The following is a 25,956-nucleotide window of genomic DNA, read 5'->3' as shown; positions in this document are numbered from 1 at the left end:
CGTTCAGCGGCGCAACTGGCTGGCCAACTGCTTCTCGATATCGTCCCAGGCTTGCTCGGGCGTCTTTTTGTTGCCGAACATCAAATCCAGCTCATTGCCGACGATCACTTCGGTCTTGGCCCAGTCGAAATAGTTGAAGTTGTTGAGCGTGCGGGGCTTCAGGGCGCTCTCGTAGATCGATTGCCCGCCCAGATAGGCCTCACCTTTCAGAAGCGCTTCGGATTTCAGCGCTGGTTCGAAAGCCGGGAGCAGATGTCCTTCCTCCCATATCCGAACCTGCGTGAGTTCGTTGGCCCCGATGAACTGAGCCCATTTCAGGGCCGCTTCCTTGTTCTTCGAGGATTTGGGGATCGCGAGAACGTTGCCGCCCCAGGCGCCCGTGGTGGCGGGTGCATTGGCGCCCCATTTCGGCCAGGGCATCGCACGCCATTTCCCGCTCTGCTCGGGCGCTTCCTTCTGCAGACGGAAGAGAGCCCATGACGGCACAGCATAGCCGGCGATGCGCCCGTCCTTGATGGCCTGGAAGAACTCCGGAGCATTGTTGCGGGATTCGAAGGCGATCTTATGCGTTCTCACGAGGTCGTAGTAGAAACGGACCGTCTCTCGGGCGATCTCGTTGTTCCTGATGACCTTGCCGTTGTCGTCAAAGATCTGCGCGTTGCGGGATTGAAGGTATTCCACCAGGTTCGCCACGCCGGGGACGCCGCTCGGAGCGGACACGTGGGTGATGAAGATTCCCTTTTGGGCCAGCACTTTGCCGGCGGCCACGAACTCGTCCCAGGTCTCGAACGGAACCTTGATGTTGTTCTGCTCGAAGATGTCGCTTCTGTAGAAGAATGCGGAGGGGTTCTGGTCGTAGGGGACGCCGTATGTCTTGCCGTCACGCTCGATGGATGACCACACGGCGGCGGGATATTGCCCCTTCAGCGGACTCATCTCCTTGGTGGTATCGAGCAGTCCGCCCGTCGAAATGTAGACGTCAAAACGGCGCTGCAGGATGAGGGCGACATCCGGACCGCCGACGCCCGCCGCCATCGCGACCAGGAACTTGTCCTGCAGGTCGAACGGGTTGAGGTTCGAGATTTCGACCTCGATGTCCGGGTTCTGCTTCTCGAATTCCGCCTTAACCGCATTGGCCGCGGCGACGTGTTCCGTCCAGGCCCAATAGGTGATCTTGGTCTTGGCCTGCGCGGCTGCGGCACCCGCAATGGCGAATGCCGACGCGGTTACCAGTAATATACGTCTCGTTACACGGTTCATGACCACCCTCCTTGCTTCCTCGTCCGGAAATCAGTTAGTTCTATAATGTAGAACTTGTTTTATATTGTGGAACTGATAATGGTTGTGCACTGTAACCGTGTCAAGCGGAGGTTTTGATTTGTCGGAATCCGAGGAAAGCCCGGCGGCGCGCGGGACAGCCGCTCTCCAGAAGGGGCTCAGCATCCTGGATGCGCTTGCCGATGGCGGCGGCAGCATGACCTTTTCGGAAATCGGGAAAGCCACGGGACTGCCCAAGGGGACCCTGCATCGCATCCTTGCGGCGCTGACCGATCACGGAACGATCCGCTTCGAGAGCAAGGATTCGCGCTACCGTTTCGGATGGCGCCTCGTCGAATACGCGCGGTGGTCGACGGCGGAGCTGGACCTCAAGGCCCTGGCCGAACCCGAACTCATCCGCCTTCATGCCCTCACGGGGGAACTGGTTCTCTTTGCGGTCGGCGAGAGAGCGCAGCTGATCTGCGAGCAGGTCATCAGCAACCCTCAATCCTATCCGCACGGCCTCGCGGAAGGCGTCCGGCTTCCGGCCTATTGCACGGCGGCCGGAAAGGCGATGCTGGCCTTCACGGAACCTCACCGGCTCGACGCGCTGATCGAGTCGACATCATTCGAGGCGCTGACGCCCTCGACGATCGAGGATCGGCAGACCTTCCGGGCGCAGCTCGATGTCACGAAGGCAAGGCGCTACGCCATCGAGGACCAGGAATGGCAGAACGGCGTTCGCTCCGTCGCGGCTCCCGTTTTGGATCGCGCCAATCGTCCCATCGGGGTGATCGCCATCATGGGCCCGGCGTTTCGCATGAGCGTCGAACGCCTGCATGAGCTTGGACCTGACATTCTTCGCTCGGCGCAGCGCATCACAGGGCAAGCCGCCTTCACGCAACCAAGCCAGTCTCCGAAGGCCAACATGATAACCCAGCCCTCCGTCTCCTGTGTCGTTCGATCCAATGCCTTCCTTGGCGAGGGGCCGTTCTGGAGCGAGAAGGACAAGACACTCAAATGGATCGATATTCTCGCTCCGGCCATTCACATATCGGATCCGGCCCAAGGGAGCGACTTGGTGATCCCGATGCCGGAGATCGTCGGCGCATTCGCCGAATGCACGGCGGGCGGCCTCGTCATCGCATCGCAAACGGGCTTTTTCCTCCTCGATCCGACGACGGGCCGCAAGACGCCGATCGGCGACCCGGAAATCGACAAACCCGGAAACCGATTCAACGACGGCAAATGCGACAGCCGCGGCCGCTTCTGGGCCGGCACGATGGATATGGCCGTCACCCCCGGCGCAGGGAGCCTTTATCGCCTGGATGCGCACGGCCGGATCGACAAAATGGAATCGGGGATCGGGATCTCGAACGGGCTCGGCTGGAGCCCGGACGACCGGCTCATGTACTTCACCGACTCGATGGCCCGAACCATCTTCGTCTACGATTTCGATCCTGACAGGGGCACGATCTCGCACCGACGGGTCTTCGCTCAAACGCCCGAGAACATGGGCGTTCCGGACGGCTTGACGGTTGATGCGGAAGGTTTCGTCTGGAGCGCGCAATGGGATGGATGGCGGATCATCCGCTATGCTCCCGACGGGACGGTGGACAGGACCATCAGCGTTCCCGTGCCGCGCCCAACGAGCTGCACATTCGGCGGCCCCGATCTGTCGACGCTCTATATCACATCGGCCAGAATACGCCTCTCGAGCCAACAGCTCCAGGAGGCTCCTCTGTCCGGAAGCGTGTTCGCTCTCGATGCAGGTGTGAGAGGTCTGCCGGATCATTCGTTCAAGTGGTCTCGATCGTGAGCAGAAATCGGACAGATCCCGATGGGGTTCAGCTCCAGCCGGCATCATCGTGCTGTGCGGATAGACATCCCGCTCAAGCCCGTTAGTTTCGTCCCGAACCGGCGCTCGCGATACTCTTTCGTCCGCATCCGGTTCATCAGGACTTGAGGCCAGCGCGATTTTTCGGCGAACCGGATCCGGTTCGCCGAGAGATGCTCTTGGCCCGGTTTCCACGGCATCGGCGTTGCGCCTAAGCCGCCACCCATCCGGATGATCAGGTGGCAGCCGTTCTTTATGCCGCCTTTATTTTCGAGGCCGCACTTCCCAATCGAGATTTGATGGTCACCGGGCGTAGCGTTCAGCACTCGCAATAGGTGTTGTCATGTCCGATCTTGTCTATCTCCTCATCGGTCTCGGGTTCTTTGCGCTGATGGCGCTGTATGCCCGCGCGGCCGAACGGCTCTGAGGGAGGCTCATCCATGTCCCTCGATCTGTTCCTCGGCGGCCTCGTCGCACTTGGCCTCGCCGTCTACCTCGTCCTGGCGCTCCTCAAGCCCGAACGTTTCTAGAGCTGCTTCCACTCGCGTGGAACCATCTCCCCTCTTTTCTTTGCCGCATTTCGTGACGGTGAACCGGATCCACTTCACCGGGAAATGCTCCAGGAGGCTCCCATGACTCTCAGCGGCTGGCTCCAGATCGCTATCATCCTCGCAGCCGTCTTGCTGGCGGCGGTTCCGCTTGGCGCCTTCATGGCCAAGGTTTATGCCGGCAAGCGTACTGTCCTGTCTCCGGTGCTCGTGCCTGTCGAGCGCGGATTCTACGTCCTCGCGGGCGTCGATCCCGCCCGCGAGCAGGGCTGGCGGAGCTACGCTCTTGCGATGCTCCTGTTCAATGCGGCCGGTTTCGCGCTGCTCTACGCAATCCTCAGGCTGCAAGGTTTTCTGCCGTTCAATCCGCAGGGCTTCGGCGCCCTCTCTCCTGATCTCGCCTTCAACACCGCCGTCTCGTTCGTCACCAACACGAACTGGCAGTCCTATGGCGGTGAGACCACGATGAGCCACTTCTCGCAGATGGCCGGGCTGACGGTGCAGAATTTCCTCTCCGCCGCCACGGGGCTTGCCCTCGCGATGGCGCTGGTCCGGGGCTTCGCCCGGTCGAAGGCGAGCACCGTCGGAAACTTCTGGGTCGACATGACCCGCTCGACTCTCTACGTCCTCCTGCCGCTGTCCCTCGTCACGGCCATCCTGCTCGTGGCCCTCGGCATGCCGCAGACCATGCTGGCTTCGGTGGACGCGACGACGCTGGAGGGCGCGAAGCAGACCATCGCGGTCGGACCCGCGGCAAGTCAGGTTGCCATCAAGCAGCTTGGCACCAATGGCGGCGGATTCTTCAATGCGAACGCCGCTCATCCGTTCGAGAACCCGACGGCGCTGACGAACTTCGTCCAGGTGTGGCAGATGCTGGTGATCTCGGTCGCCGTCGTTTTCGCCTTCGGTCGTCTCATCGGCGACGGACGGCAGGCCCGGGCCCTTGTCTGGGTGATGGGCATTCTGCTCACGACCGGCATCGCCGTCACCTATGTGGCGGAAGCGGCTGGAACGCCCATTCTGCACGCGGCCGGCATCGACACGCTCGCGGGCAACATGGAAGGCAAGGAGGTCCGCTTCGGGCTTGCCCTGTCGGCTCTCTGGGCCGCCGTGACCACAGGCCTGTCGTGCGGGGCGGTGAATGCCATGCATGCGAGTTTCACGCCCATCGGCGGAATGATCCCGATGTTCCTCATGCAGCTCGGCGAGATCCTGCCGGGCGGTGTCGGCTCCGGCCTCTACGGCATTCTCGTCATGGCGATCATCGCAGTGTTCGTGGCAGGTCTCATGGTGGGCCGCACGCCCGAGTATCTCGGCAAGAGGATCGAGGCGAAGGAGGTCAAGATGGCGATGCTCGCCGTCCTGATCCTGCCGACCGCGATCCTCGGCTTCTCGGCCATCGCCGCCGTGATCCCGCAGGGCCTGGCCGGCTTGCTCAATGCCGGGCCGCATGGCCTTTCGGAGATCCTGTACGCCTACTCGTCGGCGGCCGGAAACAACGGCTCCGCCTTTGCTGGGCTCACGGCGAATTCGCCCTGGTACAACACGACTCTCGGGCTTGCGATGCTCTTGGGCCGGTTCGCCTACATCGTGCCGATGCTGGCGATCGCGGGCTCTTTGGCTGCCAAGACGAAGCTTGAATCCTCGACAGGCACATTTCCGACCCATGGCCCGCTGTTCATAGGTCTTCTGATCGGCGTGATCCTGATCCTCGGCGGCCTCCAGTTCTTCCCGGCCCTCGCCCTCGGCCCCATCGCCGAGCAGGTGATGATGCTGACCGGCAAAACATTCTGACAGGTGCTCCATGAGCAAACACATTCAAGCGACCATCTCGATGTTCGACGGAACGATCCTGCGCCAGTCGGTCCTCGACTCTTTCAGAAAACTCAATCCTGCAGTTCTTGTCCGCAATCCCGTGATCTTCGTGACGGAGGTGGTGGCTCTGCTGGTGACCATCCTCTTCATCCGGGATCTCGCCACCGGCGCCTCCGCCTTCTTCACGGGGCAGATCGCCGCCTGGCTGTGGTTCACGGTGATTTTCGCCAATTTCGCAGAAGCCGTTGCCGAAGGCCGTGGGCGTGCACAGGCTGACACCTTGCGCCAGGCCCGCACGCAGACCGTCGCCAAGCGGCTGTACGATCCCGAGCGCAGGGAGCTCCACGCCAACGTGTCGGCGCTCGAGCTGGATATCGGCGATCTCGTTCTCGTCGAGGCGGGAGATCTGATCCCGGGCGACGGCGAGGTGGTGGAAGGCATTGCCTCGGTCAACGAGGCGGCCATCACGGGCGAGTCCGCACCGGTCATCCGCGAGTCGGGCGGCGACCGCTCCGCCGTTACCGGCGGCACCACGGTGATCTCGGATTGGCTCGTGGTCCGGATCACGGCGGCGCCGGGCTCCTCGTTCCTCGACCGGATGATCGCTCTTGTGGAGGGGGCCGAGCGGCAGAAGACGCCGAACGAGATCGCCCTCAACGTCCTGCTGGCGGGCATGACGATCGTGTTCCTGATCGCCGTGGTGACGCTGTCCGGATTGGGGCGCTACTCCGGAGCCGACGTTCCGGTCCCGGTGCTCGTGGCGCTTCTCGTGACGCTGATCCCGACGACCATCGGCGGCCTGCTCTCCGCCATCGGCATCGCCGGCATGGACCGTCTCATCCGCTTCAACGTGCTCGCCATGTCGGGACGGGCCGTGGAGGCGGCGGGAGACGTTGACACGCTGCTGCTCGACAAGACGGGCACCATCACCTTCGGCAACCGCATGGCGTCCGAGATCATTCCGGTCTCCGGCGTCACGGAGCGCGAGGCGGCGGAGGCCGCTCTCCTGGCGAGCCTTGCGGACGAGACGGCGGAGGGCCGCTCCATCGTGACGCTGGTTCAGGAGAAGTACGGCATGGAAGCCCCCGGGCAGTCTCCGGACGATGCCCGCTTCATCGAGTTCTCCGCCACGACGCGCCTGTCCGGCGTCGATCTCGGCAAGCGGAACCTGCGCAAGGGAGCGGTGGATGCCGTTCTCCGCTTCGTGCGGGACGCCAGCGGCCGAACCGTGTCGGACCAGACCTTCGCCGCCGCCGTGGATCGCATCGCGCGCTCGGGCGGTACGCCTCTCGGACTGGCGGACGGAAGCCGGCTGCTGGGCGTCATCCACCTCAAGGATGTGGTGAAACCCGACATCAAGGAGCGCTTCTCCGAGCTGCGGCGCATGGGCATCCGCACCGTCATGGTGACCGGCGACAATCCCGTGACGGCGGCGGCGATTGCCTCGGAGGCGGGAGTCGATGACTTCATCGCCGAGGCGACCCCGCAGGACAAGCTTGACTACATTCGCCGCGCGCAAACGGAAGGACGTCTCGTGGCCATGTGCGGCGACGGCACGAACGACGCACCGGCACTGGCGCAGGCCGATGTCGGCGTGGCGATGCAGTCCGGCACGCAGGCCGCCCGCGAGGCCGGCAACATGGTGGACCTCGACTCGAATCCGACAAAGCTCATCGAGATCGTCGGGATCGGCAAGCAGCTCCTGATGACGCGAGGATCCCTGACGACGTTCTCCATCGCCAACGACGTGGCCAAGTACTTCGCCATCATCCCGGCGCTGTTCGTGGCTGCGATCCCGCAACTCGGAGCGCTCAATGTCATGGGCCTGTCGACGCCCCAGAGCGCGATCCTGTCGGCGGTGATCTTCAACGCGCTGATCATCGTCGCGCTGATCCCGCTGGCCCTGCGCGGCATTCCCTATCGTCCCCTCGGGGCGGCAACCCTGCTGCGCCGAAACCTGCTCGTCTACGGCCTCGGAGGGCTCGTCGTGCCCTTCGTCGGCATCAAGATCATCGACCTCGCCGTCACGGCGATCGGCTGGGCCTGAAAGGAGTCCGACATGTCATATCTTCGTCCCTCGCTCGTCCTGCTTGTCCTGTTCACGGCCTTGACGGGACTCGTCTATCCCTTTGCCGTCACGGGGATCGGACAGCTCGTCTTCCCGGCGCAGGCCAATGGCAGCCTGATCGTGCAGGATGGCCGCGTTGTCGGCTCCGAGCTGATCGGTCAGGCATTCACGTCGGACCGCTATCTCTGGCCGCGCCCCTCGGCTACGAGCGCCGCCGACCCCGCGGATCCGTCGAGGACGGTGGATGCGCCCTACAACGCGGCGGCCTCGACCGGCTCCAATCTCGGGCCGACCTCCGCGAAGCTGGCGGATCGCCTGACCGCATCCTCCGAGGCCTGGCAGGCATCTGGCCTGGCGCAGCCGATTCCAGGCGACGCCGTGACCACCTCCGCCAGTGGCCTCGACCCGCACATCTCCCCGGCCTTTGCGCTGGCGCAGGCCCCCCGCATCGCTGCGGCCCGGAACCTTCCGGAAGAGCAGATCAGGCACGTGATCGAGACCTCGACCGAAGGGCGAACCTTCGGCATCTTCGGGGAGCCCCGCGTCAATGTCCTGCTGGTCAACCGAGCCCTCGACCGGCTGAGCTCTCAGGGAACGCGCGATGTATCCTGACGCACTGGAGGCATAAGCCCTCATGGCTTCGACCGAGACGCCCCGCGCGTGCCCGGACGCGCTTCTCACCCTCGCCAACCGCGAAGGTCGCGGCCGCCTCAAGATCTTTCTTGGGGCGGCTCCTGGCGTCGGGAAGACCTATGCCATGCTCCAGGCCGCCCGGACGGCCCGAGACGGTGGGACAGACGTGGTGATCGGCCTCGTCGAAACCCACGGGCGCCAGGAAACGGAGGAGCTTCTGGGAGGTTTCGAGATCCTGCCGCGCCTGTCGGTTCCCTATCGGGGCCGGATGGTGCAGGAGTTCGATCTCGACGCCGCGCTGCAGCGCCATCCTCAACTCATTCTCGTCGACGAATATGCTCACACCAACGCTCCGGGCAGCCGTCATCCGAAACGATGGCAGGATGTCGAGGAACTGCTGGCGGCGGGAATTGACGTCTGGACGACGCTGAACATCCAGCATCTCGAAAGCCTCAACGACGTCGTTCAGCGCATCACGCGTGTTCGCGTGCGTGAGACCGTGCCGGATGCGGCTTTCGACGAAACGGATGAGCTGGTCCTCGTCGACCTGCCGCCGGACGAGCTTCTCAAGCGGCTGGCCGAGGGCAAGGTCTACGTCCAGGATACGGCGGCCCGCGCGGTCGACAATTTCTTCCGTCCCAACAACCTGGTCGCCCTGCGTGAGCTGACCCTTCGCCGGGCCGCCGAGCGCATCGACAGCGACCTGCTCGAACGGATGCAGAGCAGTGGACTTGAAGGCCCCTGGGCAGCAGGGGAGCGCATCCTCGTCTGCGTCGGCACGGACGAGGCCTCACCGGTGGTCGTGCGACACGCCAAGCGGTTGGCCGAGGCCATCGGCGCTCCCTGGCTCGCCGTGACCGTGGAGCGACCGAGCGCGCTGCTCGGGAGCGAGGAGCGGCGGCGCATCGACGAGACGCTCCAGCTTGCCGAGCGCCTGGGCGCCGAAGAGGCTAAGACGCTCGTCGCAGGCGATATGGTTCAGGAACTCCTGCGGTTCGCCCGGTTTGAGAACGTCACCCAGATCGTGGTAGGACGATCCCGTGGCGGCTTTCTGTCCGAACTGGTCGGGCGTTCCTTGCCCCACCAGTTGGTTCACCATGCCGAGGATATCGCCATTCACGTCGTGACCGCCAAGGACGGGCAGGCCCGGAAGGTGCGATGGTGGGGCCGTCTCCCACGGATGAAGGTCAGCCGGCCGTGGGCTCCTTTCCTCTGGTCCGCATTGGCGGTTGCCACGGCTATTGTCGTTGCGCTGGCGATGGCCTCCATTGTTCCGCTGCCGAACGTCTCCATGATCTTCCTGGTGGCCGTGCTGTTCGCCGCCGTCCGGTTCGGGATCTGGCCTGCGGTCGTCAGTTCGATCCTGTCGTTCCTCGGCTACAACTTCTTCTTCATCGACCCGGTCTACACCTTCACGGTGGCGCGTCCGCACGAGCTGCTCGCCCTGTTCATCTTCCTCGGCGCAGCGGTCCTGACCTCCGCCCTGGCCGGGCGGGCGCGGGAGCAGGCCGCGGCGGCGGTCAGCCGGGCGCGGGCGACGCGGCGGCTTTACGAGTTCACCCGCCGGCTCTCGAGCTTCCCCGATGCCAATGCGGTCGCCGAAGGCGCCGTCGTGGAGCTCAACGGCTACCTCAACCGGCCCGTGGCAATCCTCCTGTCCCAGGGCGACAGCCTTGAGCTTGCAGCCTCCTGGCCACCGGAGGACCGGCTCGACACCGCCTCGGCCTCTGCGGCCCGCTGGGCCTATGACAAGGACGAAACGGCCGGCGCCGGGACAGGAACCCTGCCGTCGGCGCGCTGGCTCTTCCTGCCCTTGCGCTCGTCCGATGGCCGGGTCGGGGTGATGGGTGTCGCGCTCGACGGGGCCGCCCTGGACTCTGAGATGCGCACGCTTGCCGAGACGGTGGCGGAGCTCACGGCGGCGGCCCTGGAACGGGCACGGCTGACGCGGGCGATCGTGGCGGCCAACACGGCCGCCGAGTCGGAGCGGGTGCGCAACACCCTCCTGGCCTCGATCAGCCACGACTTCCGGACGCCCCTCGCGTCCATTCTCGGAGCGGCGACCGGCCTGATCGATTATGGACCCAAGCTGTCGGAGCCTGCCCGCCAAGACCTGCTGGACCAGGTCAAGCACGAGGCGGAGCACCTCGACCGGATGGTCCGCAACCTGCTGTCGATGACCCGGGTGGAGGCCGGCGCCCTCGAGCTGCGCCGTGACTGGGTCGACATCCGGGAAGCGTTCGACCGGGTCGTGGCCGTCGCCCGGCGACGAGGGGCAACACAGGCCTTCCGTCTTGACGTCGACCCGGATCTGCCCTTTGTCGAGGCGGATGCCTCCCTGCTCGATCAGGCGCTCGCCAACATCATTGGCAATGCGGTTCGCTATGCGGGGCCGGATGCGAAGGTGGAACTCGCGGCTCGCCGGGATGGCCGGGACGTCGTGCTGTCAGTCACGGACGATGGGCCAGGGATCCCTCCGGCCCTGCTTCCGAAGGTTTTCGAGAAATTCGCCCGTGGCCGGGAGCATGATGGCGACGGGGGCGAGGGCACCGGGCTGGGTCTGGCCATCGCCAAAGGGATCGTCGACGCGCATGGTGGAGCGATCGTCGCGGAGAGTCCCGTCGCGGACGCGCACGGCACCCGCATCGCGATCAGGCTGCCGCTGGAGGAGAAGAAGGCATGACCAACCTGACGCGCGTGCTCGTCATCGACGACGAGCCGGCGATCTTCCGTTTCCTCAAGCCGGCTCTGGAGGCGAACGAATACGAGGCGGTAAGCGCCGGAACGGCCGCCGAGGGCTTGAAGCGCATCGCCACCGAGGCTCCCGACGTGGTGGTGCTCGATCTCGGCCTGCCCGATATGGACGGCAAGGACGTGATCGCCCGGGTGCGCGAATGGTCGGACGTGCCGATCATCGTACTCTCGGCCCGTGATCGCGAGGCCGAGAAGATCGCCGCCCTCGATCTCGGCGCGGACGATTTCGTCAACAAGCCGTTCGGCATGGGCGAGCTCATGGCCCGGCTGCGCACGGCCTTGCGCCATCGCATGCAGCGCAAGGGCGAGACGCCGGTCGTCAGCGTCGGAGGATTGGAGATCGACATCCCCCGGCGCCGCGTGACGTTCCAGGGAGCCGATGTAAGCCTCAGTCCCAAGGAGTTCGATCTTCTCGCCTTCCTGGCGGCCCATGCGGGCAAGGTGGTCACCCACAAGCAGGTCCTTACCGCCGTCTGGGGCGCAGCCCACGAGAACGATACCCAGTACCTGCGCGTCTATGTCGGCCAGCTCCGGCAGAAGATCGAGCCGAACCCCTCCGACCCGCGCTTCATCCTCACCGAGCCGGGCATCGGCTACCGCCTGATGGATGTCGCCTAGGGCGCCGATCCCGTTTTAGGTCCGCACGATGCGCGAGAGCCGTTCCACTTGCTTGGAAACAGCTCTCTTTCTTGCGTTGCCGCGGTTTTGGCGGCGAGCCGGAACGCCTTCACCGAAAAGTGTTCCAGGTCCGGTCCAGGCACGCGCTTTTATGCGGCCTTTATATCGGGCCCGTCACATCCGGATCGATTTTTTATGCGAGACCGGCCATGTCAGAGCCAGAGGTCGGGGCGGGGGATCCGCCGTGATCAGTTTGGACAGCCAAGATGTGGCCGAAGCAAAATCCGGAGCGGGATCTCCGTTCCCTCCTGTCTCGCATCGAGACGGCCTCCCAACCGCAGGTCGGACTCGTGGCCGACGTATTGGAACATGCCTGTCCCCGGCTCAGATCGGCTCTCGGCCCCACCGCTCCCGTACGGCGCCTGATCGAAGCCGAGGCTTGGGTTGATCTGGGCTTCTGGCTGGTCGGCTGGGAATTGCCGGACTGGGTGATCCACCACCTGTCCTGCGACGACAGCCGCTGGAACTGCGCGATCTGCGTCCGCGGACTGGCGATCAACTGGGTCGAGGACGTGGCCGAGTTCCAGCACGGCAACCCGGCTCTCGCGATCCTCGGGGCCTTCGTCCAGGCTCAGGTCCAGAAGGCTCAGGGCCGCTGTCCCAGCAATGTCACGGTGTTCAGGCGGATGGACCGGGCCGGAGCGACCTCCATCGGCCGCGAGGTGGAGAGATAAATGACTGCAACGGCCTCAAGCCAGCCTCGCCCCGCAGAGCCGTCCGCCCATGCGGGCCCCCCTCATGCGTCCAGCTTCTGGCTGCTGACCCTGGGCACGCTGGGCGTCGTCTACGGCGACATCGGCACAAGCCCCCTTTATGCGCTCAAGGAATCCCTCTCGGCCGCGGCCGCGGGCGGCACCGTCACCCGCGAGATGGTGTTCGGCATCGTGTCGCTGATCCTGTGGGCGCTGATCGTCATCGTCACGATCAAATACGTGCTGTTCATCCTGCGCGCCGACAACAACGGCGAGGGCGGCACGCTGACCCTGATGGCGCTCGCTCAGAGAGCCATGGGCCACAACGTGCTCGTGATTACCGTGCTCGGCATGGTCGGAGCGGCGCTATTCTACGGCGATGCCATCATCACTCCGGCGATCTCGGTGCTCTCGGCCGTCGAAGGTCTGAAGCTCGTCACTCCGGCTCTCGATCGTTACATCCTGCCGCTCAGCCTTGTGATCATGATCGCCCTGTTCTCGGTGCAGAGCCATGGAACGGCACGCGTGGCCGCGTTCTTCGGCCCCATCATGGCGCTGTGGTTCGTTCTGATGGCGCTCGGCGGCATCCTCCACATTTCGGACGCACCCGGCATCGTGGCGGCGATCAGCCCGACCTACGGCATCGTGTTCCTCGCCACACACGGTACGGCGGGCCTGTTCGCCCTCGGGGCGGTATTCCTGGCCGTCACTGGAGCCGAGGCGTTGTATGCCGACATGGGCCATTTCGGACGACGTCCGATCCAGCTCGCGTGGCTCAGCTTCGTCCTGCCATGCCTGGCCCTGAACTACATGGGCCAGGGCGCGCTGCTGCTGGCCGACCCGGCCAAGATCGAAAACCCGTTCTTCCTCCTCTATCCCGATTGGGCGCTTCTCCCGATGGTCGGCATGGCGACCGTCGCCACCATCATCGCCAGCCAGGCGGTGATCACCGGTGCGTTCTCCATCACGCAGCAGGCCATCCAGCTGGGCCTGCTGCCACGAATGGAGATTCGTTGGACCTCCGAGACGGAGAAGGGCCAGATCTACGTGCCGAAGATGAACTTTCTGCTTCTCGGCGCCGTGTTGATCCTGGTCGTCATGTTCCGGAGTTCGAGCGCCCTGGCTCATGCCTATGGGCTGGCGGTCACCGGAACGATGGTGGTCACCGCCATCATGGCCTTCTTCGTGGTGTGGCGGTTCTGGAAGTGGCCACTCTGGGCCTCGGTGGCGGTGATTGCGCCCTTCCTGCTGGTCGACACGATCTTCCTTGCGGCGAATGCCCTGAAGATCCCGCAGGGCGGCTGGATGCCGCTCCTGGTCGGTGCGCTGCTGGTCATGCTCATGATGACGTGGCGGCGCGGGACGCGCATCCTGTTTGAGAAGACCCGGAAGGTGGACGTGCCGCTGCTCGAGCTCATCGGCATGTTGCAGAAGAGCCAGCCGCATCGGGTGAAGGGCACCGCGGTGTTCATGACGAGCGATCCAGAAGTTGCGCCCGCGGCCCTCCTGCATAACCTCAAGCACAACAAGATCCTGCATGAGAAGAACGTGGTGCTGACGGTAAAGACCGCGGACGCACCGCGCGTGGCGAACGACGAACGTGTCCGGATCGAGCCTCTCGAGGACTCGTTCTGGCGGGTGACCATGACCTATGGCTACATGGAAGCTCCGAACATCCCGCGCGGGTTGGCCCTCCTGCGCAAGCAAGGCTTCAAGTTCGACATCATGACGACGTCGTTCTTCGTCTCGCGCCGCTCGATCCGGCCCTCGGTGCATGGCGGGATGCCATTCTGGCAGGACAAACTCTTCATCAGCCTCGCCAAGTCCGCCAGCGACGCCACGGACTTCTTCCAGATCCCCACCGGGCGCGTGGTCGAGGTGGGCACCCAGGTGACGGTCTGAACGGACACTTGGCCGGTGGTTCCGAAGAGCCCCTGGAATGCCTCACAATGGCACCGACGCGAGATGGGCCGAAGGTCCGCATAAGGCGGTCACATCGGACATTCACGAGACGGCGGCGACTTTCCTGCCGGATCCGTAGCCGACGCCGGCATGGGGATGCGACAAGACAAAGGCTCGGAGCAGCGGATGCGAGCTCGAATTCGCGCCCGATGCCCGAGTGTTCGGGACGGCATGGAACACGATGCAGGTCATCCTGCCGTCGTTGAACCGGTTGCCAATGATCGCAGGCCGGTCATGATCAGGGTGATACGATCACGACCGTCCGTTCTGCCCCGTCGGTTGGGCAGGGCGCGGCAGGGACAGACCAGCCGACGCGCAAGGGAGCCTTTCATGGATACGATCACCACGCAGGACGGCACGCGCATCTTCTACAAGGACTGGGGCCCGAAGGATGCCCAGCCGGTCATGTTCCACCACGGCTGGCCCCTCAGTTCCGATGATTGGGACGCGCAGATGCTCTTCTTCCTCTCGAAGGGCTACCGTGTCGTCGCCCATGATCGGCGCGGGCACGGCCGCTCGGAGCAGGTCGCCGGGGGGCACGACATGGATCACTATGCCGCCGACGCCTTCGCGGTGGTCGAAGCCCTCGACCTGAGGAACGCCGTCCAGATCGGCCACTCCACCGGCGGCGGCGAGGTCGCCCGCTACGTGGCAAGGCACGGCGAGCCCGCGGGCCGCGTGACCAAGGCGATCCTGGTCTCGGCGGTTCCGCCGCTGATGCTCAAGACCCAGAGCAACCCGGAAGGCCTGCCGATGGAGGTGTTCGACGGCTTCCGCACGGCACTGGCGGCCAATCGGGCGCAGTTCTTCCGCGATGTTCCCGCCGGTCCGTTCTACGGCTTCAACCGCGCCGGCGCGGCCGCGCACGAGGGCGTCATCCAGAACTGGTGGCGGCAGGGCATGATGGGCTCCGCCAAGGCGCATTACGACGGCATCAAGGCCTTCTCGGAAACCGACCAGACGGAGGATCTCAAGGCGATCTCCGTGCCGACCCTCGTCCTGCATGGCGAGGACGATCAGATCGTCCCGATCGCGGACTCGGCGCTGAAGTCGATCAAGCTGCTCAAGAACGGCACGCTCAAGACCTATCCCGGTCTGTCCCACGGCATGCTGACCGTCAATGCCGATAGGCTCAATGCCGACATGCTGGCCTTCGTCCAAGGCTGAAAGCCCGGCCGGTATCGGTAGGGGAGGATGCCGCGCCGGAACCCTGTCGCGGATAACTCGACATCGTCGCCTCCCCGGATCACGTCCGGGGAGGCTACAGCATCGGACCCAAAAGGAGGTCCACTTTTCCGCACGATGCTCTAGGGCGCACGTCTCTCAGCCACTCGCGCGCAGGAACCGCTCGGGACGGATCAGATGAGCCAATCCGTTGCCGCAGCATGCTGAGGCGCCTGCGCCGGAGCGACCGTGAGCTTTCCGAACAGGCCATGCGCTTCATCCTGCACGCCCGCCGTGAAATAGACGCTGTGCGGATCGCTGTTGGGACCATGGTTGCCGGGTACGAGCGCCCAGAGGTCGCCGATCACGACCTGATTGCCGCTGGGATCGTCCACGGTGCCGAGGAAATGGAAATCGTGAGGATCGTAGGCGTTGATCCTCCCGTCTCCGAAGTTTCCCACCAGCAGGTCATGGGAGAATTCCCCGAAGCCGGAGGGTGCGATGGCCAGGCCCCAGGGCGAGTCCAGCGGGCCCTGCGAGGCGACCCTGTGAAGAAGATGGCCGGAGAAATCGAACTCGTCGACATAGCCGTGGCCCGCGCCGGCGACATCGTCCTTCTTGTCCGCATCCTGGAGGGCGAAGGTCACGAACAGATGGCCGTTGAGCGCCTGCACGTTGAACGGCGCATAGCCGTCCGGCAGGTTCGGATCGGTGAAGTGTTTCACCTGATGGAACTGGCTGTTGAAGACGTCGACGGCGCCGTTATGGAAATCCGCAGCATACAGATAGGTGTGTCCATGCGTCGTGCCGATGGCCAGGCCCTTGAACACGGCGCCGGATGCGGACTTGTCGACGGCGATCACGGAGCTGCCGCTGTCCACGTTCGGGTTCCACCCGGAGATGGTGCCGTCTTCCGTCGCGAACAGGAAATCGGCCGACGCCGTGTGCCCGTTGCTGGTGATCTTGAATCCCTTATGCGTGGAATTGAAGACCTGGCCCGTCGGGGCGGAAGGATCCGTCTGCCCGGGAGGGGCCGCGATCGTGATCGACGAATGGCCGCCGATCGAGACCGGGGATCCCTTGCCGTCGTAGACCGTGGTGACGCCGGTCCCGTTGTCCGAGACCCAGAACGGACCGGTGCGGCTGCTGGCGACGCCCCAGGGATTGATCAGGTTCGGGTCGGTATGCGCGGCAGGCAGAAAGCCGTCGGAGACGAGATTCGTCTGAGTGTAGGAGTTCGCCTGCTGCCCAGGATGGTGTGCGGATCGAGAAGTCTGTCCGAGCGGATCGAAGGAATAGGCGCTCATCAACGCCTCCATGGCTTGAGAGAAGCCCCCACTTCCCGACATCAGGGTCAGGGATCGGCATGACGCCTGTCGGGCCGGTGATCGTAGGTCCCGAGAGTTAGAGCAGAATTAGGCTCGTGGATGCATCGCTCCGGAGCCACGAACGGCCAAGCGCTGGCGGAAACGTCGCCGCCAGCGCGACGGCGCTTCACCCACGCCGCGCGGCCTCGATGGCGGCGACGTCGATCTTCTGCATGGTCATCATCGCCGCGAAGGCGCGCTTGGCCTCGTCGCCGCCCGCCGCGAGCGCGTCCATCAGGACGCGCGGGGTGATCTGCCAGGACACGCCCCATTTGTCCTTGCACCAGCCGCAATCGCTCTCATGGCCGCCGTTGCCGACGATGGCGTTCCAGTAGCGGTCGGTCTCCTCCTGGTCGGCGGTCGAGATCTGGAACGAGAGGGCTTCGCTGTGCTTGAACGCAGGCCCGCCGTTGAGGCCCAGACAGGCGACTCCCGCAACGGTGAACTCGACCGTCAGCACGTCGCCCTCCTGGCCGGACGGGTAATCGCCGGGCGCCCGGTGCACGGCATGCACCGCGCTGTCGGGAAAGACCTCCGCGTAGAAGCGGGCGGCCGCCTCGGCATCCTTGTCGTACCAGAGGCAGATCGTATTCTTGGCCATGCGCGTGTTCCTCTCCCTTTGATGCCGGTCTTCCGGCCATTCTTGCCGTCGTTCGTTAAGAAACAAGCCGCGGCGCGTGCCCGGTTTCATCCCATCGCCGCGCGGCCACGAAGTCGCCATCGAGAGTACGGTCCGCGCCCGGGCAGCCGATGCCGGAGGCCGGATGGCCGGGCCAGGATCGGCGGGAATTGCCTATCGCACCGAACGATGCGCTCTTCCAAGAGTGGAGTATCGGATTGATCCCAAAAGTGGAATCCACCTTTGGGTCCGATGCTTTAGCCATAGGGAAAGGGTCGAAGATCCAGGACCCTCTTGGGCGGCATCGGGAGCTCCTTGAAGGTTTCGCCCACGACGGCGCTTTTGATGGTCTCCCGGCTCACGCCGTAATCCTTTGAGAGCTTGCTCCATTCCCGTTCCCCGGATGCAAACCTCAGACGAGCCTCGAGAACCTGCTCGGTGGTCAGCTTTTGGTTTGTGGCGGTCACGACGAATCTCCTTGAAGAACATATAGTGAACATGTCATGAGCCTTCAGGTTCGTCGATAGGCTGAAGAGGGGCCTGTGGAGAGCGTGGATAAGAAAGGTTCGGACGACGGCTCCCGGTTGACCTAAGCTTTGTTCTGCCGAGCCCTTCAGTGGGATTTCGGACTGAGCTGAAGAGCCTCCAAAAACGGAAATTCCAGGACGATCTCATCCAGGTCATCCTTCACCTCGATGTGGGATGAAGCCCAATTGATCGGCTTGTCGAACTGGGTGTCCATCAGGTTCCGAGCCATGGCGCTCGCGACTTCCCACGCCTGATCGGGATCGCGCAGGGATTGCCCTTCAGGGTCACTGAGAACGCCCCCGCCGATATGGATATTGAAGAAGTACTTTGGCATGGCTTCTCTCTGCATGGGCGGCGCTAGAGAGCCAAGTGCCCTTCGCGATGAGAGTTCCATCAGGAGCAGCGGTGTCTGTCCTCTTAGACTCAATCGCTCTTTCCGGGATCGTCGTGTTGATATGTTCCGGGTTCTCTTCTGAAGCCGACGCTTGGTTGACTTCAGAAGAGAACCCGGAGCCTCGATCCCTGTTCGCCCGACCCTAGTGGTCTGATGCCATCTTGAGGCCGATGAGACCGATCAGGATGAAGACGGCGCTGCCGACCCGCAGGGCCGTGACCTGCTCCCCGAGCACCGCGATGCCGACGATGAAGGCGCCGATGGCGCCGATCCCCGTCCATATGACATAGGCGGTGCCCAGCGGAAGCACCCGCATGGCGAACGACAGGAGCCCGAAGCTGAAGATCATCGCCACGATGGTCACGACACTCGGCACCAGCCTCGTGAACCCCATCGACTGCTTCATCGTGTAGGCCCACAGAACCTCCAGCAGACCCGCCACCAACAGATAAATCCAAGCCATTGTCAAACCTCTCTTGCTTCAAGCCAAGCCGTCCTGGCGGGGTTCACCCATGATGGGAGAGGTCGTCCTCTGGTTCTTCCTGGGCCGGGTGGCGTCAGTGCCCCGGATGGATTGCATCGTTGAGGTAGATGCAAGTCAGCACCGTGAACACGTAGGCCTGAAGGACCGCGACCAGGAACTCGAAGGCGGTGAGCGCCACGGCCATCGCCAGTGGAAGCGGGGACAACAGGGCAAAGCCGATCCCGGCTGTCCCAAGCGAGACGACGAAGCTGGCAAAGACCTTCAGGGCAATGTGCCCGCCCAGCATGTTGGCGAACAGACGCAGGCTAAGACTGATCGGCCGCGACAGGAACGAGATGATCTCGATGACCACCAGCACCGGAAGGAGCCATTTCGGGACGCCTGAGGGCACGAACAGCCCCAGGAAATGAAAGCCGTGCCTCATGAAGCCGTAACCGAGCACGGTCCCGATCACGAGTAAGGCGAGAGCGAACGTCACAACGATCTGGCTTGTGACCGTAAAGCCTCCAGGGATCATGCCCAGCAGGTTGAGGGTCAGGACAAAGATGAACAGCGAGAACACCAGGGGGAAGAATTTCATTCCCTCTCTGCCCGCCGCATCCTGAAGGGTTCCGGAGATAAACTCGTGCAGCATCTCGGCCACGGCCTGGGCGCGGCCGGGCACGACGGCCTTCTCACGTGTGGCCCAAAGCAGCCCGCCGATGATCAGCGTGACGGCCAGGATCATGAACGCGGCCGCATTCGTCAGTCCGAGCTCTATCCCGCCCACGCTTCCGAGAGGGACGATGGTCTTGATGACGAATTGTTCAATAGGGCTGGCCACCGGGACGCCTCCGCTTTCAGGTCGAAGCCACAGAAACGGCATGCGATGCCGCGACGGTGGGGCCGTCCCCGATGATGCGAAGGCCAAGGGTCGTCCCGAGGCAGGGTGGCTATATCAAACCCAGTGAGGCTGTTGCAAGCGCAAAGGTCGTCTGTTGGACCTGGGTCTTCGTTCCTCAAAAAATGCGAATGTCTGCACCGGGTCTACCTCGGTGGCACCGTGAGCCTGAACGAAAGCCCGCTTAATCCTGCGCTTCGGAAGTAAGGCTAAGGTCGGCCTCGTGCCATTCCCAATCACGATCAAACATCGCACCGCCCGGTGCACGGCGGCGCTGTCCAAGAGTCGTCGAAGGGTGCGGGCCTTCGACCAGCAGGCCCGCAGGATACAGGGTGAAGCCGACTCCTTTCGGCGCAGGCAGACCGGCTCCAAGGGGCCAACAGGGGAAGCGGGCCTGCCAGGTTCGCTGGGTCGTCATGGCTCAGCCTCCATGGATAGCGGCATCGCCCGCGTTTCGGATGGGCTCAGTTCATGCGCTGCATCGGCGGCGGGTAATAGGTGCCGTTCGCCACGCCGCTGATCGGGCCATAGAAGCGGAAGGTCAGGCGATAGACCGATCCTTTCGGCGTCGGCAGCCAGTTGCCGTCCGGCGCGTCGGCGGGCTTCTCGGCCGCGAAGTAGAGCTTCAGCGATCCGTCCGGACCATAGACGGGCTTGGACTGCTCGTTGATCAGGAAGCGGTTGAGCGGGTTGGGCAGGACACGGAAGTGCTTGGTGTCCACGGCGATCACGGACCAGAAGTAGTTCGCGTAGTTGGCCGGGAGCTGATCCCTGGTGAAGGTCATCGTGTAGGCATTGTCACCGGACAGGGGAGCCCCGGAGCCATCGGTGCTGGCCCGGTAGTACATCACCTCCGGGGCGATGTTGGCCCAGATGCCGCCGTAGTTGATCAGGGTGCGCGCCAGGTAGTCGATGTTGTAGGCACCGACCACGGCGGGACGGGCCCATCCGTTGCGGATGGTGCCGTGCCCGATGGGCGGCCCGCCCTTGGCGAAATCGGCGAACCCGACCGTGCGGATGACCCTGTCGACCCGCGCCCGCTGCTCGGGATCCTTGACCGCCTTCGCAATGGCGCGGGTCTTGTCCTGCAACGGCTCCAGGCCGGGATTGAGGTCAGGCTCGCTGTCGAGGGCAATCTCCGCCGCCTCGAAGGCCTCCACGCCGGGCAGGTTCTCGAGCGCGAAGATCGGCGTCTTCGGGATGTCCGGCAGCTTCGGGGTTCCGGTGGCCCTGAGCGTGAACTGCTGCTGCAAGGCGACCGCCTTGTCCCAGTCGTCACCCAACGCGACGCGGGCGAGCACGCGCGCGTACTTCACGGGAAGGTCGATGCGCTGCGCATCGGCAGGCACGGGGACGGTTGATCCCCGAAGGCAGATGGCGAAGTCACCGGATGGCCGCTTGGGGAAGAGGCGCTCGTTGATGTTGGCCAGCGTCTCGCCCCAGCCGTTCAGGAACTGCACCGTGTAGTAACGATCCTCGATCCTCGGCACGGAGACGATGGTGCAACTGGCCTCGTCGACGGCGACCCAGGCTTCGGAATAGGCGACGTCGAGGTTCGGGTTGGGCCAATCGACGGCTCCGGGCTTGCGGTGCCGGATCTCGTTCCACTGGAAGCCCTCCTGGAAGTCGAGCTGCTGCTGGCGCGTCACCATCAGGCGGCCGAGCAGATAGATGTAGGCGTCGCTGATGTCCTGGTCGGAAATCGCCGCCGTCTGCGCCCGTACGGGTGCCGCGAAGGCGATAGCCGCGAGCGTTGCAAGGATCATCACTTTCATTGTCTTCTCCCGTGTGCCGCGATCGCGATCAGAAGGGATTGATGTAATTGACGATCGCCGTCTGCCGCAGCACGACCTTGCGGATGACGTGCGCGGCCGTGACGTGGTTTGTATAGATCGCCGCCAGTCCCGTGCTCCCCGCCGGCAGGCGCTTCGCCAATTCCTGATCATCGAGCCTGATGCGGACGACGAACGGCGGCGCCTGGATTTCTGACGGAACGACGGCCAGGCCGCCGACCTGCGTCTGTCCGGTGGCGATGGCCTGCAACACCGTCTCGATACGCCCAGGGAAGACCTCGCCCGGGAGCGGCTTGAACGTGACCTCCACCGGCTGTCCGACCTCGATGTAGCGGGCGTAGATCTGCGGGATCTCGACGCCGAAGATGGTCTCCGACGTGTCGATGAAGGCCATCACCGGCGACTGTGTGGTGACCCGCGCCCCTTTGCGCAGCGCCAGATTGGTGACGTAGCCGTCGGCCGGAGCCCGCACGGTGGTCTTGTCGAGGTTCCACTTGGCGCCTTCGAGCTCGGCGCGCAACTGCTCGACCTCGGCCTCGCGCTGCTGCACGTCGAACGCGCGTCCGGTGTCACGGCTCTGGAGTTCCGAGAACTGACCGAGACGCAGTTGGGCGAACTTGAGCTGGGCTTGAATGGTGTCGACCTGGGCCTGGTAGGTGGTCGGGTCGATCCGGAACAGCACATCGCCTGCCTTGATCGGCGCGTTGGCCGCGATCGGCACGTCGACGACTTCCCCTGCCACGGAGGGGATGATCTGAACCGAGTTGCGGATCACCGCCGCGGGTCCGGAGGGAGCGCCCCAGCCCATGGGGATGAACAGGCCGACAAGGAGGGCAAGCAGCACCAGGACCGGCGAGAGCTTCCAGAAGGTGTTGAACGGGATGAACCGGAGCCAGACGAACAGGGCGAGCAGCGCGATGTAGGCATTGAGCAGGACGACGATCATCGCGGCGTCTCCCGCCTGGTCGGCACGTCGACATAGGCCCAGATCAGGACCAGCGGCCAGAACACGAAGCCGAACACCAGCGTGGCCCAGCTTCCGACCGCCACCGCCTCCGCCCAGGGATGTCCGCGCTTGCGGGCGATGCGGCCCGGCATCATGCCGAGCGCCGCGACGATGGCCACGAGCGTGCCGACGAGCACGAGCAGCACGATCCAGGCGAAGATGTCGATCACGGCCATCGTACGGGTGTCCCGGACGGCTCGTTGCGCAGGTCCATAGGCTCCTCCTCTGGGTTGACGCAACCACGCGGTTCAGGAGCGACGTCGACGAAGCCGCCGATCAAACGTGGCTCGCCGGAGCCAAGGTCGGACGCAGGACATTTTACTTATGTTATGACTTAGGCGGCCAGGAGGGGACGACAAGAACCGGCGCCCTCCAGGGCGGAATGTCGTCCGCGCCAAGGTTCGTGACGAGGCCAACGGCAATCTCAAGCGCCAGGACAGGCGCAAAGCGTCTCCAGGGACCGCAGCATGGCGTCTTTCCACCGGCTGTGAATCTGGTCAGGGGCACCAGCGGATTGGAAGGGCTGTTCCGGATCATGAGCCGAGAGTTTCCGCCCGTTCGGGACGTCAAATGCCGCTTCGCTTCGGCTGTTGGGGGCTGACCAGCCAAGCATGTCCAAGAAGGACCGACAGGACCGCGTACACGGCAACCGCCGGCCACAGCAGCACGCCGATCCCCAGTCCGATCAGCGCGATGCCGGCTACCCGTGCCACCGGCATGGCGACGCCGACGAGCGCCTCCCCGAGCAGCCATTGCCCGACGAGGGACGGAACCAGCAGCAATGCCAAGCCGGTCGCCGCTTCAGCGACGGCGGCGACCATGAGCGGTCTGTTCCTCGTACCGATCATGCCTGGTCCCTCATGCCCGCGCCCGGTTGCGATTGACTGGACCGCTAGGGCGTGGCCTCCGCCCGCTTTTCCGGTTCGAGCTTGAAGGTCAGCCGGTCGATCTTGCCCGTGAATTTGAACGGGACGTCGTAGCGGTATTCGAGCAGGGCCAGCGGTGTGCGCGTGTCCTGGCCGATGTCGAAGGTCTCGTCCTCCGGGAAGGTCACCGGCGTGGTGTGGTCCATGGAATTCCGCGCCACCTCCTTACCGTCCACCGACAGTACCCCCGTGCCGCCCTTGCCCAAGCCGGGCCCGGCAGCCGTGAAGTCGAACACGATGATGTGCTTGCCCGGCTCCAGCTCCGGCCCCTCCCAGGTCGTGCGCTTCAGGTCGAGCAGGTTGTACATGAACACCACCTTGCCCCGCCCGACGCCGAACTCGCCCTTGCTCAGGAACAGGCCGTAGCCGCCGAAGCGCCCGCCCTGGGTCACGATCATGCCCTCCGCGCCGCCGTCGGGGATCTCGACTTCGGCCGTGATGCTGTAGGACTTGTCGAGGATGCTCGGCGCGGCGCTGGCCGGCGTGCCGATCAGTTCACCCGAATATGTGAACTCCGTGCGGCCCGCGGTCAGGCTTGGGCGCAGCGTGTTCCAACGGGTGAGCGTCGAATTGTCGAGCGGCAGCACATTGTACTTCTTCGCCTCGGCATAGAACAGGTCCTGCATCTGTTTGAGCTTGTCGGGCATCTTGGCGGCCAGATCGTTGGACTGCGTGGGATCCTCCTGGACGTTGTAGAGCTCCCAGTTGTAGCCGGTGATCACGTCGGGCGGCGTCTTGGTGCTCAGCTCCCACGGCAGCGTCGCCGGGGTCGTGCAAGCCACCCAGCCGTCGTGATAGATGGCGCGGTTGCCGAGCATCTCGAAATACTGCGTGGTGTGCCGCGTCGGAGCCTCGGCGTTCGCCTTGTCCCAGGTGTAGGCCATGCTCACGCCCTCGATCGGGATCTGCCTGATCCCGTTGATCGTGTCGGGTTGCGGAATGCCCGTCGCTTCGAGAATGGTCGGCACGATATCGATGACATGGTGGAACTGGCGGCGGATGCCGCCCACATCCGCGATGTGGCCCGGCCAGGCCATCGCCACGCCCTGAGCCGTTCCGCCGAAATGGGACGGCACCTGCTTCACCCACTTGAACGGCGTATCCATCGCCCACGCCCATTCGGCCGCGAAATGCGGGAACGTGCGTTCCGATCCCCAGAACGGATACCAGAGGAACTGATCCTTGACCGGCACGGGGATGCCGTTGAAGGTGGTGAACTCGTTCGGCGTGCCGTTGAGCATGCCCTCGGCGCTCGCGCCGTTGTCGCCGCCGATATAGATGATCAAGGTGTTGTCGAGCTGGCCCATATCCTCCACGGCCTGGATCACGCGGCCGATTTCATGGTCGGCATAGGCCAGATAGGCCCCATAGATATCCGCCTGCCTGATGAAGAGCTTCTTCTCGTCGAAACTGAGCGAATCCCATTCCGGCAGCTCCTTCGGCCAGGGCGTCAGTTTCGCGGTGGCGGGCATGATGCCGAGCCGCTTCTGATTGGCGAAGATGGTCTCGCGCAGCTTGTTCCAGCCCTCGTCGAAGAGATGCATATCGCTGATCGTCTTGACCCACTCGGGCGTCGGATGATGCGGCGCATGGGTGGCGCCCGGAACGTAGTAAACGAACCACGGCTTGCCGGGGGCGACCTCCTTGAGTTGTTTCATGTACTGGATCGCCTCGTCGGCCATCGCCGTCTCCAGGTTCCAGCCCGGATTGCCCTGGAAGGGATAGATGGCCGTCGTATTGCGGAAGAGGTTGGGCTGCCACTGGCTCGCGTCCCCGCCGACGAAGCCGTAGAAGTACTCGAAGCCCATGCCGTTCGGCCATTGATCGAAGGGGCCTGCCTGGCTCGACTGATAGGACGGCGTGTTGTGGTCCTTGCCGAACCATGAGGTCGCGTAGCCGTTGGCCTTCAGGATCGTGCCGACCGTGCCTTTCTCGATCGGGATGATCGAGTCGTAGCCGGGGAAGCCGGTTGCGATTTCACCGACCACGCCGAACCCCACCGAATGATGATTGCGCCCGGTGATCAACGCCGCCCGGGTCGGCGAGCAGAGCGACGTCGAGTGGAAATTGGTATAGCGCAACCCGGCCTGGGCGATCCGGTCCATGTTGGGCGTGGGAATGACGCCGCCGAAGGTGCTGGGGGCGCCGAACCCCTGATCGTCCGTCATGATCAGCAGCACGTTGGGCGCGCCTTTCGGCGGCACGACGCGCGGCGGCCACCAGGGCTGCGACTCGGCGGCCCTCTCCTTGATGATCCCGCCGAAGGCCGGATCGGGCGGCGGCAGTTGCTTGCCGTCGATGGTCGTCGTGGAGCCGGGGGAGCCCGGGGTTCCGGTCACCTGCTGGGCCTGAGCCGCGGAGAGGGCCAGAACGCTGGCGGTGACCAGGGAAAGGGTGAGAGTTACCGCTCGCATGTCCACGCTCCGATGCTCGGTGCACGCCCACAGCCGACGGCCCTCCTGGCCCCGGTGCTGCCATGAAGCCGGCACTCTACGCTTGACCGTGAGAGCTGCTTGACCGGGTGAGACATCCTTTTGACAGAACCGGACCG

Annotated in this window: 22 protein-coding genes; 10 read left to right on the top strand and 12 right to left on the bottom strand. The window is 64.3% G+C overall.

Annotated elements, in window-relative coordinates; translation table 11 throughout:
* Positions 1 to 3: 3 nt before the first annotated feature.
* Complete coding sequence (locus tag H0S73_RS19900) at positions 4 to 1,260, bottom strand: ABC transporter substrate-binding protein (protein ID WP_181053775.1); 1,257 nt, start codon at positions 1,258 to 1,260, stop codon at positions 4 to 6.
* 118 nt (positions 1,261 to 1,378) lie between these two features.
* On the opposite strand from H0S73_RS19900, the gene H0S73_RS19895 reads away from it, so the two are divergent.
* From H0S73_RS19895 to H0S73_RS19850, 10 genes are all read left to right on the top strand, one after another.
* The gene (locus H0S73_RS19895) at positions 1,379 to 3,076 is read left to right on the top strand and encodes an SMP-30/gluconolactonase/LRE family protein (protein WP_181053774.1); all 1,698 of its coding nucleotides are present in this window, start codon (positions 1,379 to 1,381) and stop codon (positions 3,074 to 3,076) included.
* Positions 3,077 to 3,534: 458 nt separating this feature from the next.
* Positions 3,535 to 3,624: a K(+)-transporting ATPase subunit F gene (gene kdpF / locus H0S73_RS19890; RefSeq protein ID WP_181053773.1), complete on the top strand. Its 90-nt coding sequence runs from the start codon at positions 3,535 to 3,537 to the stop codon at positions 3,622 to 3,624.
* A gap of 102 nt (positions 3,625 to 3,726) precedes the next feature.
* Positions 3,727 to 5,436, top strand: a complete 1,710-nt coding sequence (gene kdpA, locus H0S73_RS19885; RefSeq protein ID WP_181053772.1) for a potassium-transporting ATPase subunit KdpA — start codon at positions 3,727 to 3,729, stop codon at positions 5,434 to 5,436.
* 40 nt (positions 5,437 to 5,476) lie between these two features.
* Positions 5,477 to 7,504 carry a potassium-transporting ATPase subunit KdpB gene (gene kdpB / locus H0S73_RS19880; protein WP_425488233.1) on the top strand — a complete coding sequence of 676 codons (2,028 nt, stop codon included), beginning with the start codon at positions 5,477 to 5,479 and terminating at the stop codon, positions 7,502 to 7,504.
* Between the two features lie 12 nt (positions 7,505 to 7,516).
* On the top strand, positions 7,517 to 8,137 hold the full coding sequence (gene kdpC, locus H0S73_RS19875) for a potassium-transporting ATPase subunit KdpC (protein WP_181053770.1): 621 nt from the start codon (positions 7,517 to 7,519) through the stop codon (positions 8,135 to 8,137).
* A gap of 22 nt (positions 8,138 to 8,159) precedes the next feature.
* The gene (locus tag H0S73_RS19870) at positions 8,160 to 10,841 is read left to right on the top strand and encodes a sensor histidine kinase (RefSeq protein ID WP_181053769.1); all 2,682 of its coding nucleotides are present in this window, start codon (positions 8,160 to 8,162) and stop codon (positions 10,839 to 10,841) included.
* Positions 10,838 to 11,530: a response regulator gene (locus H0S73_RS19865; protein ID WP_181053768.1), complete on the top strand. Its 693-nt coding sequence runs from the start codon at positions 10,838 to 10,840 to the stop codon at positions 11,528 to 11,530. The genes H0S73_RS19870 and H0S73_RS19865 overlap by 4 nt, the downstream gene beginning before the upstream one ends.
* Positions 11,531 to 11,796: 266 nt before the next feature.
* A complete protein-coding gene (locus H0S73_RS19860) occupies positions 11,797 to 12,264 on the top strand; it encodes a hypothetical protein (RefSeq protein ID WP_181053767.1) in 468 nt (155 codons plus the stop codon).
* Positions 12,265 to 14,184: a potassium transporter Kup gene (locus H0S73_RS19855; protein WP_181053766.1), complete on the top strand. Its 1,920-nt coding sequence runs from the start codon at positions 12,265 to 12,267 to the stop codon at positions 14,182 to 14,184.
* Between the two features lie 390 nt (positions 14,185 to 14,574).
* The gene (locus H0S73_RS19850) at positions 14,575 to 15,411 is read left to right on the top strand and encodes an alpha/beta fold hydrolase (RefSeq protein ID WP_181053765.1); all 837 of its coding nucleotides are present in this window, start codon (positions 14,575 to 14,577) and stop codon (positions 15,409 to 15,411) included.
* A gap of 191 nt (positions 15,412 to 15,602) precedes the next feature.
* Here H0S73_RS19850 and H0S73_RS19845 read toward each other — a convergent pair whose 3' ends face one another.
* The 11 genes from H0S73_RS19845 to H0S73_RS19795 form a co-directional block, all read right to left on the bottom strand.
* The gene (locus H0S73_RS19845; RefSeq protein WP_181053764.1) at positions 15,603 to 16,715 is read right to left on the bottom strand and encodes a TIGR03118 family protein; all 1,113 of its coding nucleotides are present in this window, start codon (positions 16,713 to 16,715) and stop codon (positions 15,603 to 15,605) included.
* Positions 16,716 to 16,902: 187 nt separating this feature from the next.
* Positions 16,903 to 17,376, bottom strand: a complete 474-nt coding sequence (locus H0S73_RS19840; protein WP_181053763.1) for a VOC family protein — start codon at positions 17,374 to 17,376, stop codon at positions 16,903 to 16,905.
* 275 nt (positions 17,377 to 17,651) lie between these two features.
* Positions 17,652 to 17,861: a helix-turn-helix domain-containing protein gene (locus H0S73_RS19835; RefSeq protein WP_246389350.1), complete on the bottom strand. Its 210-nt coding sequence runs from the start codon at positions 17,859 to 17,861 to the stop codon at positions 17,652 to 17,654.
* Positions 17,862 to 18,007: 146 nt separating this feature from the next.
* Complete coding sequence (locus H0S73_RS19830; RefSeq protein WP_181053761.1) at positions 18,008 to 18,256, bottom strand: DUF6894 family protein; 249 nt, start codon at positions 18,254 to 18,256, stop codon at positions 18,008 to 18,010.
* 202 nt (positions 18,257 to 18,458) lie between these two features.
* Positions 18,459 to 18,779, bottom strand: a complete 321-nt coding sequence (locus H0S73_RS19825) for a DMT family transporter (RefSeq protein ID WP_181053760.1) — start codon at positions 18,777 to 18,779, stop codon at positions 18,459 to 18,461.
* A 94-nt stretch (positions 18,780 to 18,873) separates the two neighbouring features.
* Entirely contained in the window at positions 18,874 to 19,665 is a 792-nt protein-coding gene (locus H0S73_RS19820; protein ID WP_181053759.1) for a F0F1 ATP synthase subunit A, read from the bottom strand.
* A gap of 479 nt (positions 19,666 to 20,144) precedes the next feature.
* Positions 20,145 to 21,455 carry a DUF1214 domain-containing protein gene (locus H0S73_RS19815; RefSeq protein WP_181053758.1) on the bottom strand — a complete coding sequence of 437 codons (1,311 nt, stop codon included), beginning with the start codon at positions 21,453 to 21,455 and terminating at the stop codon, positions 20,145 to 20,147.
* A 28-nt stretch (positions 21,456 to 21,483) separates the two neighbouring features.
* A complete protein-coding gene (locus tag H0S73_RS19810) occupies positions 21,484 to 22,419 on the bottom strand; it encodes an HlyD family secretion protein (RefSeq protein ID WP_181053757.1) in 936 nt (311 codons plus the stop codon).
* Positions 22,416 to 22,655, bottom strand: coding sequence for a DUF3302 domain-containing protein (locus H0S73_RS19805; protein ID WP_181053756.1), 240 nt, complete (start codon positions 22,653 to 22,655; stop codon positions 22,416 to 22,418). The genes H0S73_RS19810 and H0S73_RS19805 overlap by 4 nt, the downstream gene beginning before the upstream one ends.
* A 390-nt stretch (positions 22,656 to 23,045) precedes the next feature.
* Positions 23,046 to 23,327: a hypothetical protein gene (locus tag H0S73_RS19800; RefSeq protein WP_246389105.1), complete on the bottom strand. Its 282-nt coding sequence runs from the start codon at positions 23,325 to 23,327 to the stop codon at positions 23,046 to 23,048.
* A gap of 44 nt (positions 23,328 to 23,371) precedes the next feature.
* Complete coding sequence (locus H0S73_RS19795; protein ID WP_181053755.1) at positions 23,372 to 25,819, bottom strand: arylsulfatase; 2,448 nt, start codon at positions 25,817 to 25,819, stop codon at positions 23,372 to 23,374.
* Positions 25,820 to 25,956 lie beyond the last annotated feature (137 nt).

This window comes from Microvirga mediterraneensis (genome assembly GCF_013520865.1).
In the GTDB taxonomy this organism is placed as follows: Bacteria; Pseudomonadota; Alphaproteobacteria; order Rhizobiales; family Beijerinckiaceae; genus Microvirga; species Microvirga mediterraneensis.
The sequence above is the reverse complement of the archived record's forward strand: the minus strand, read 5'-3'. Positions and strand labels throughout refer to the sequence as shown.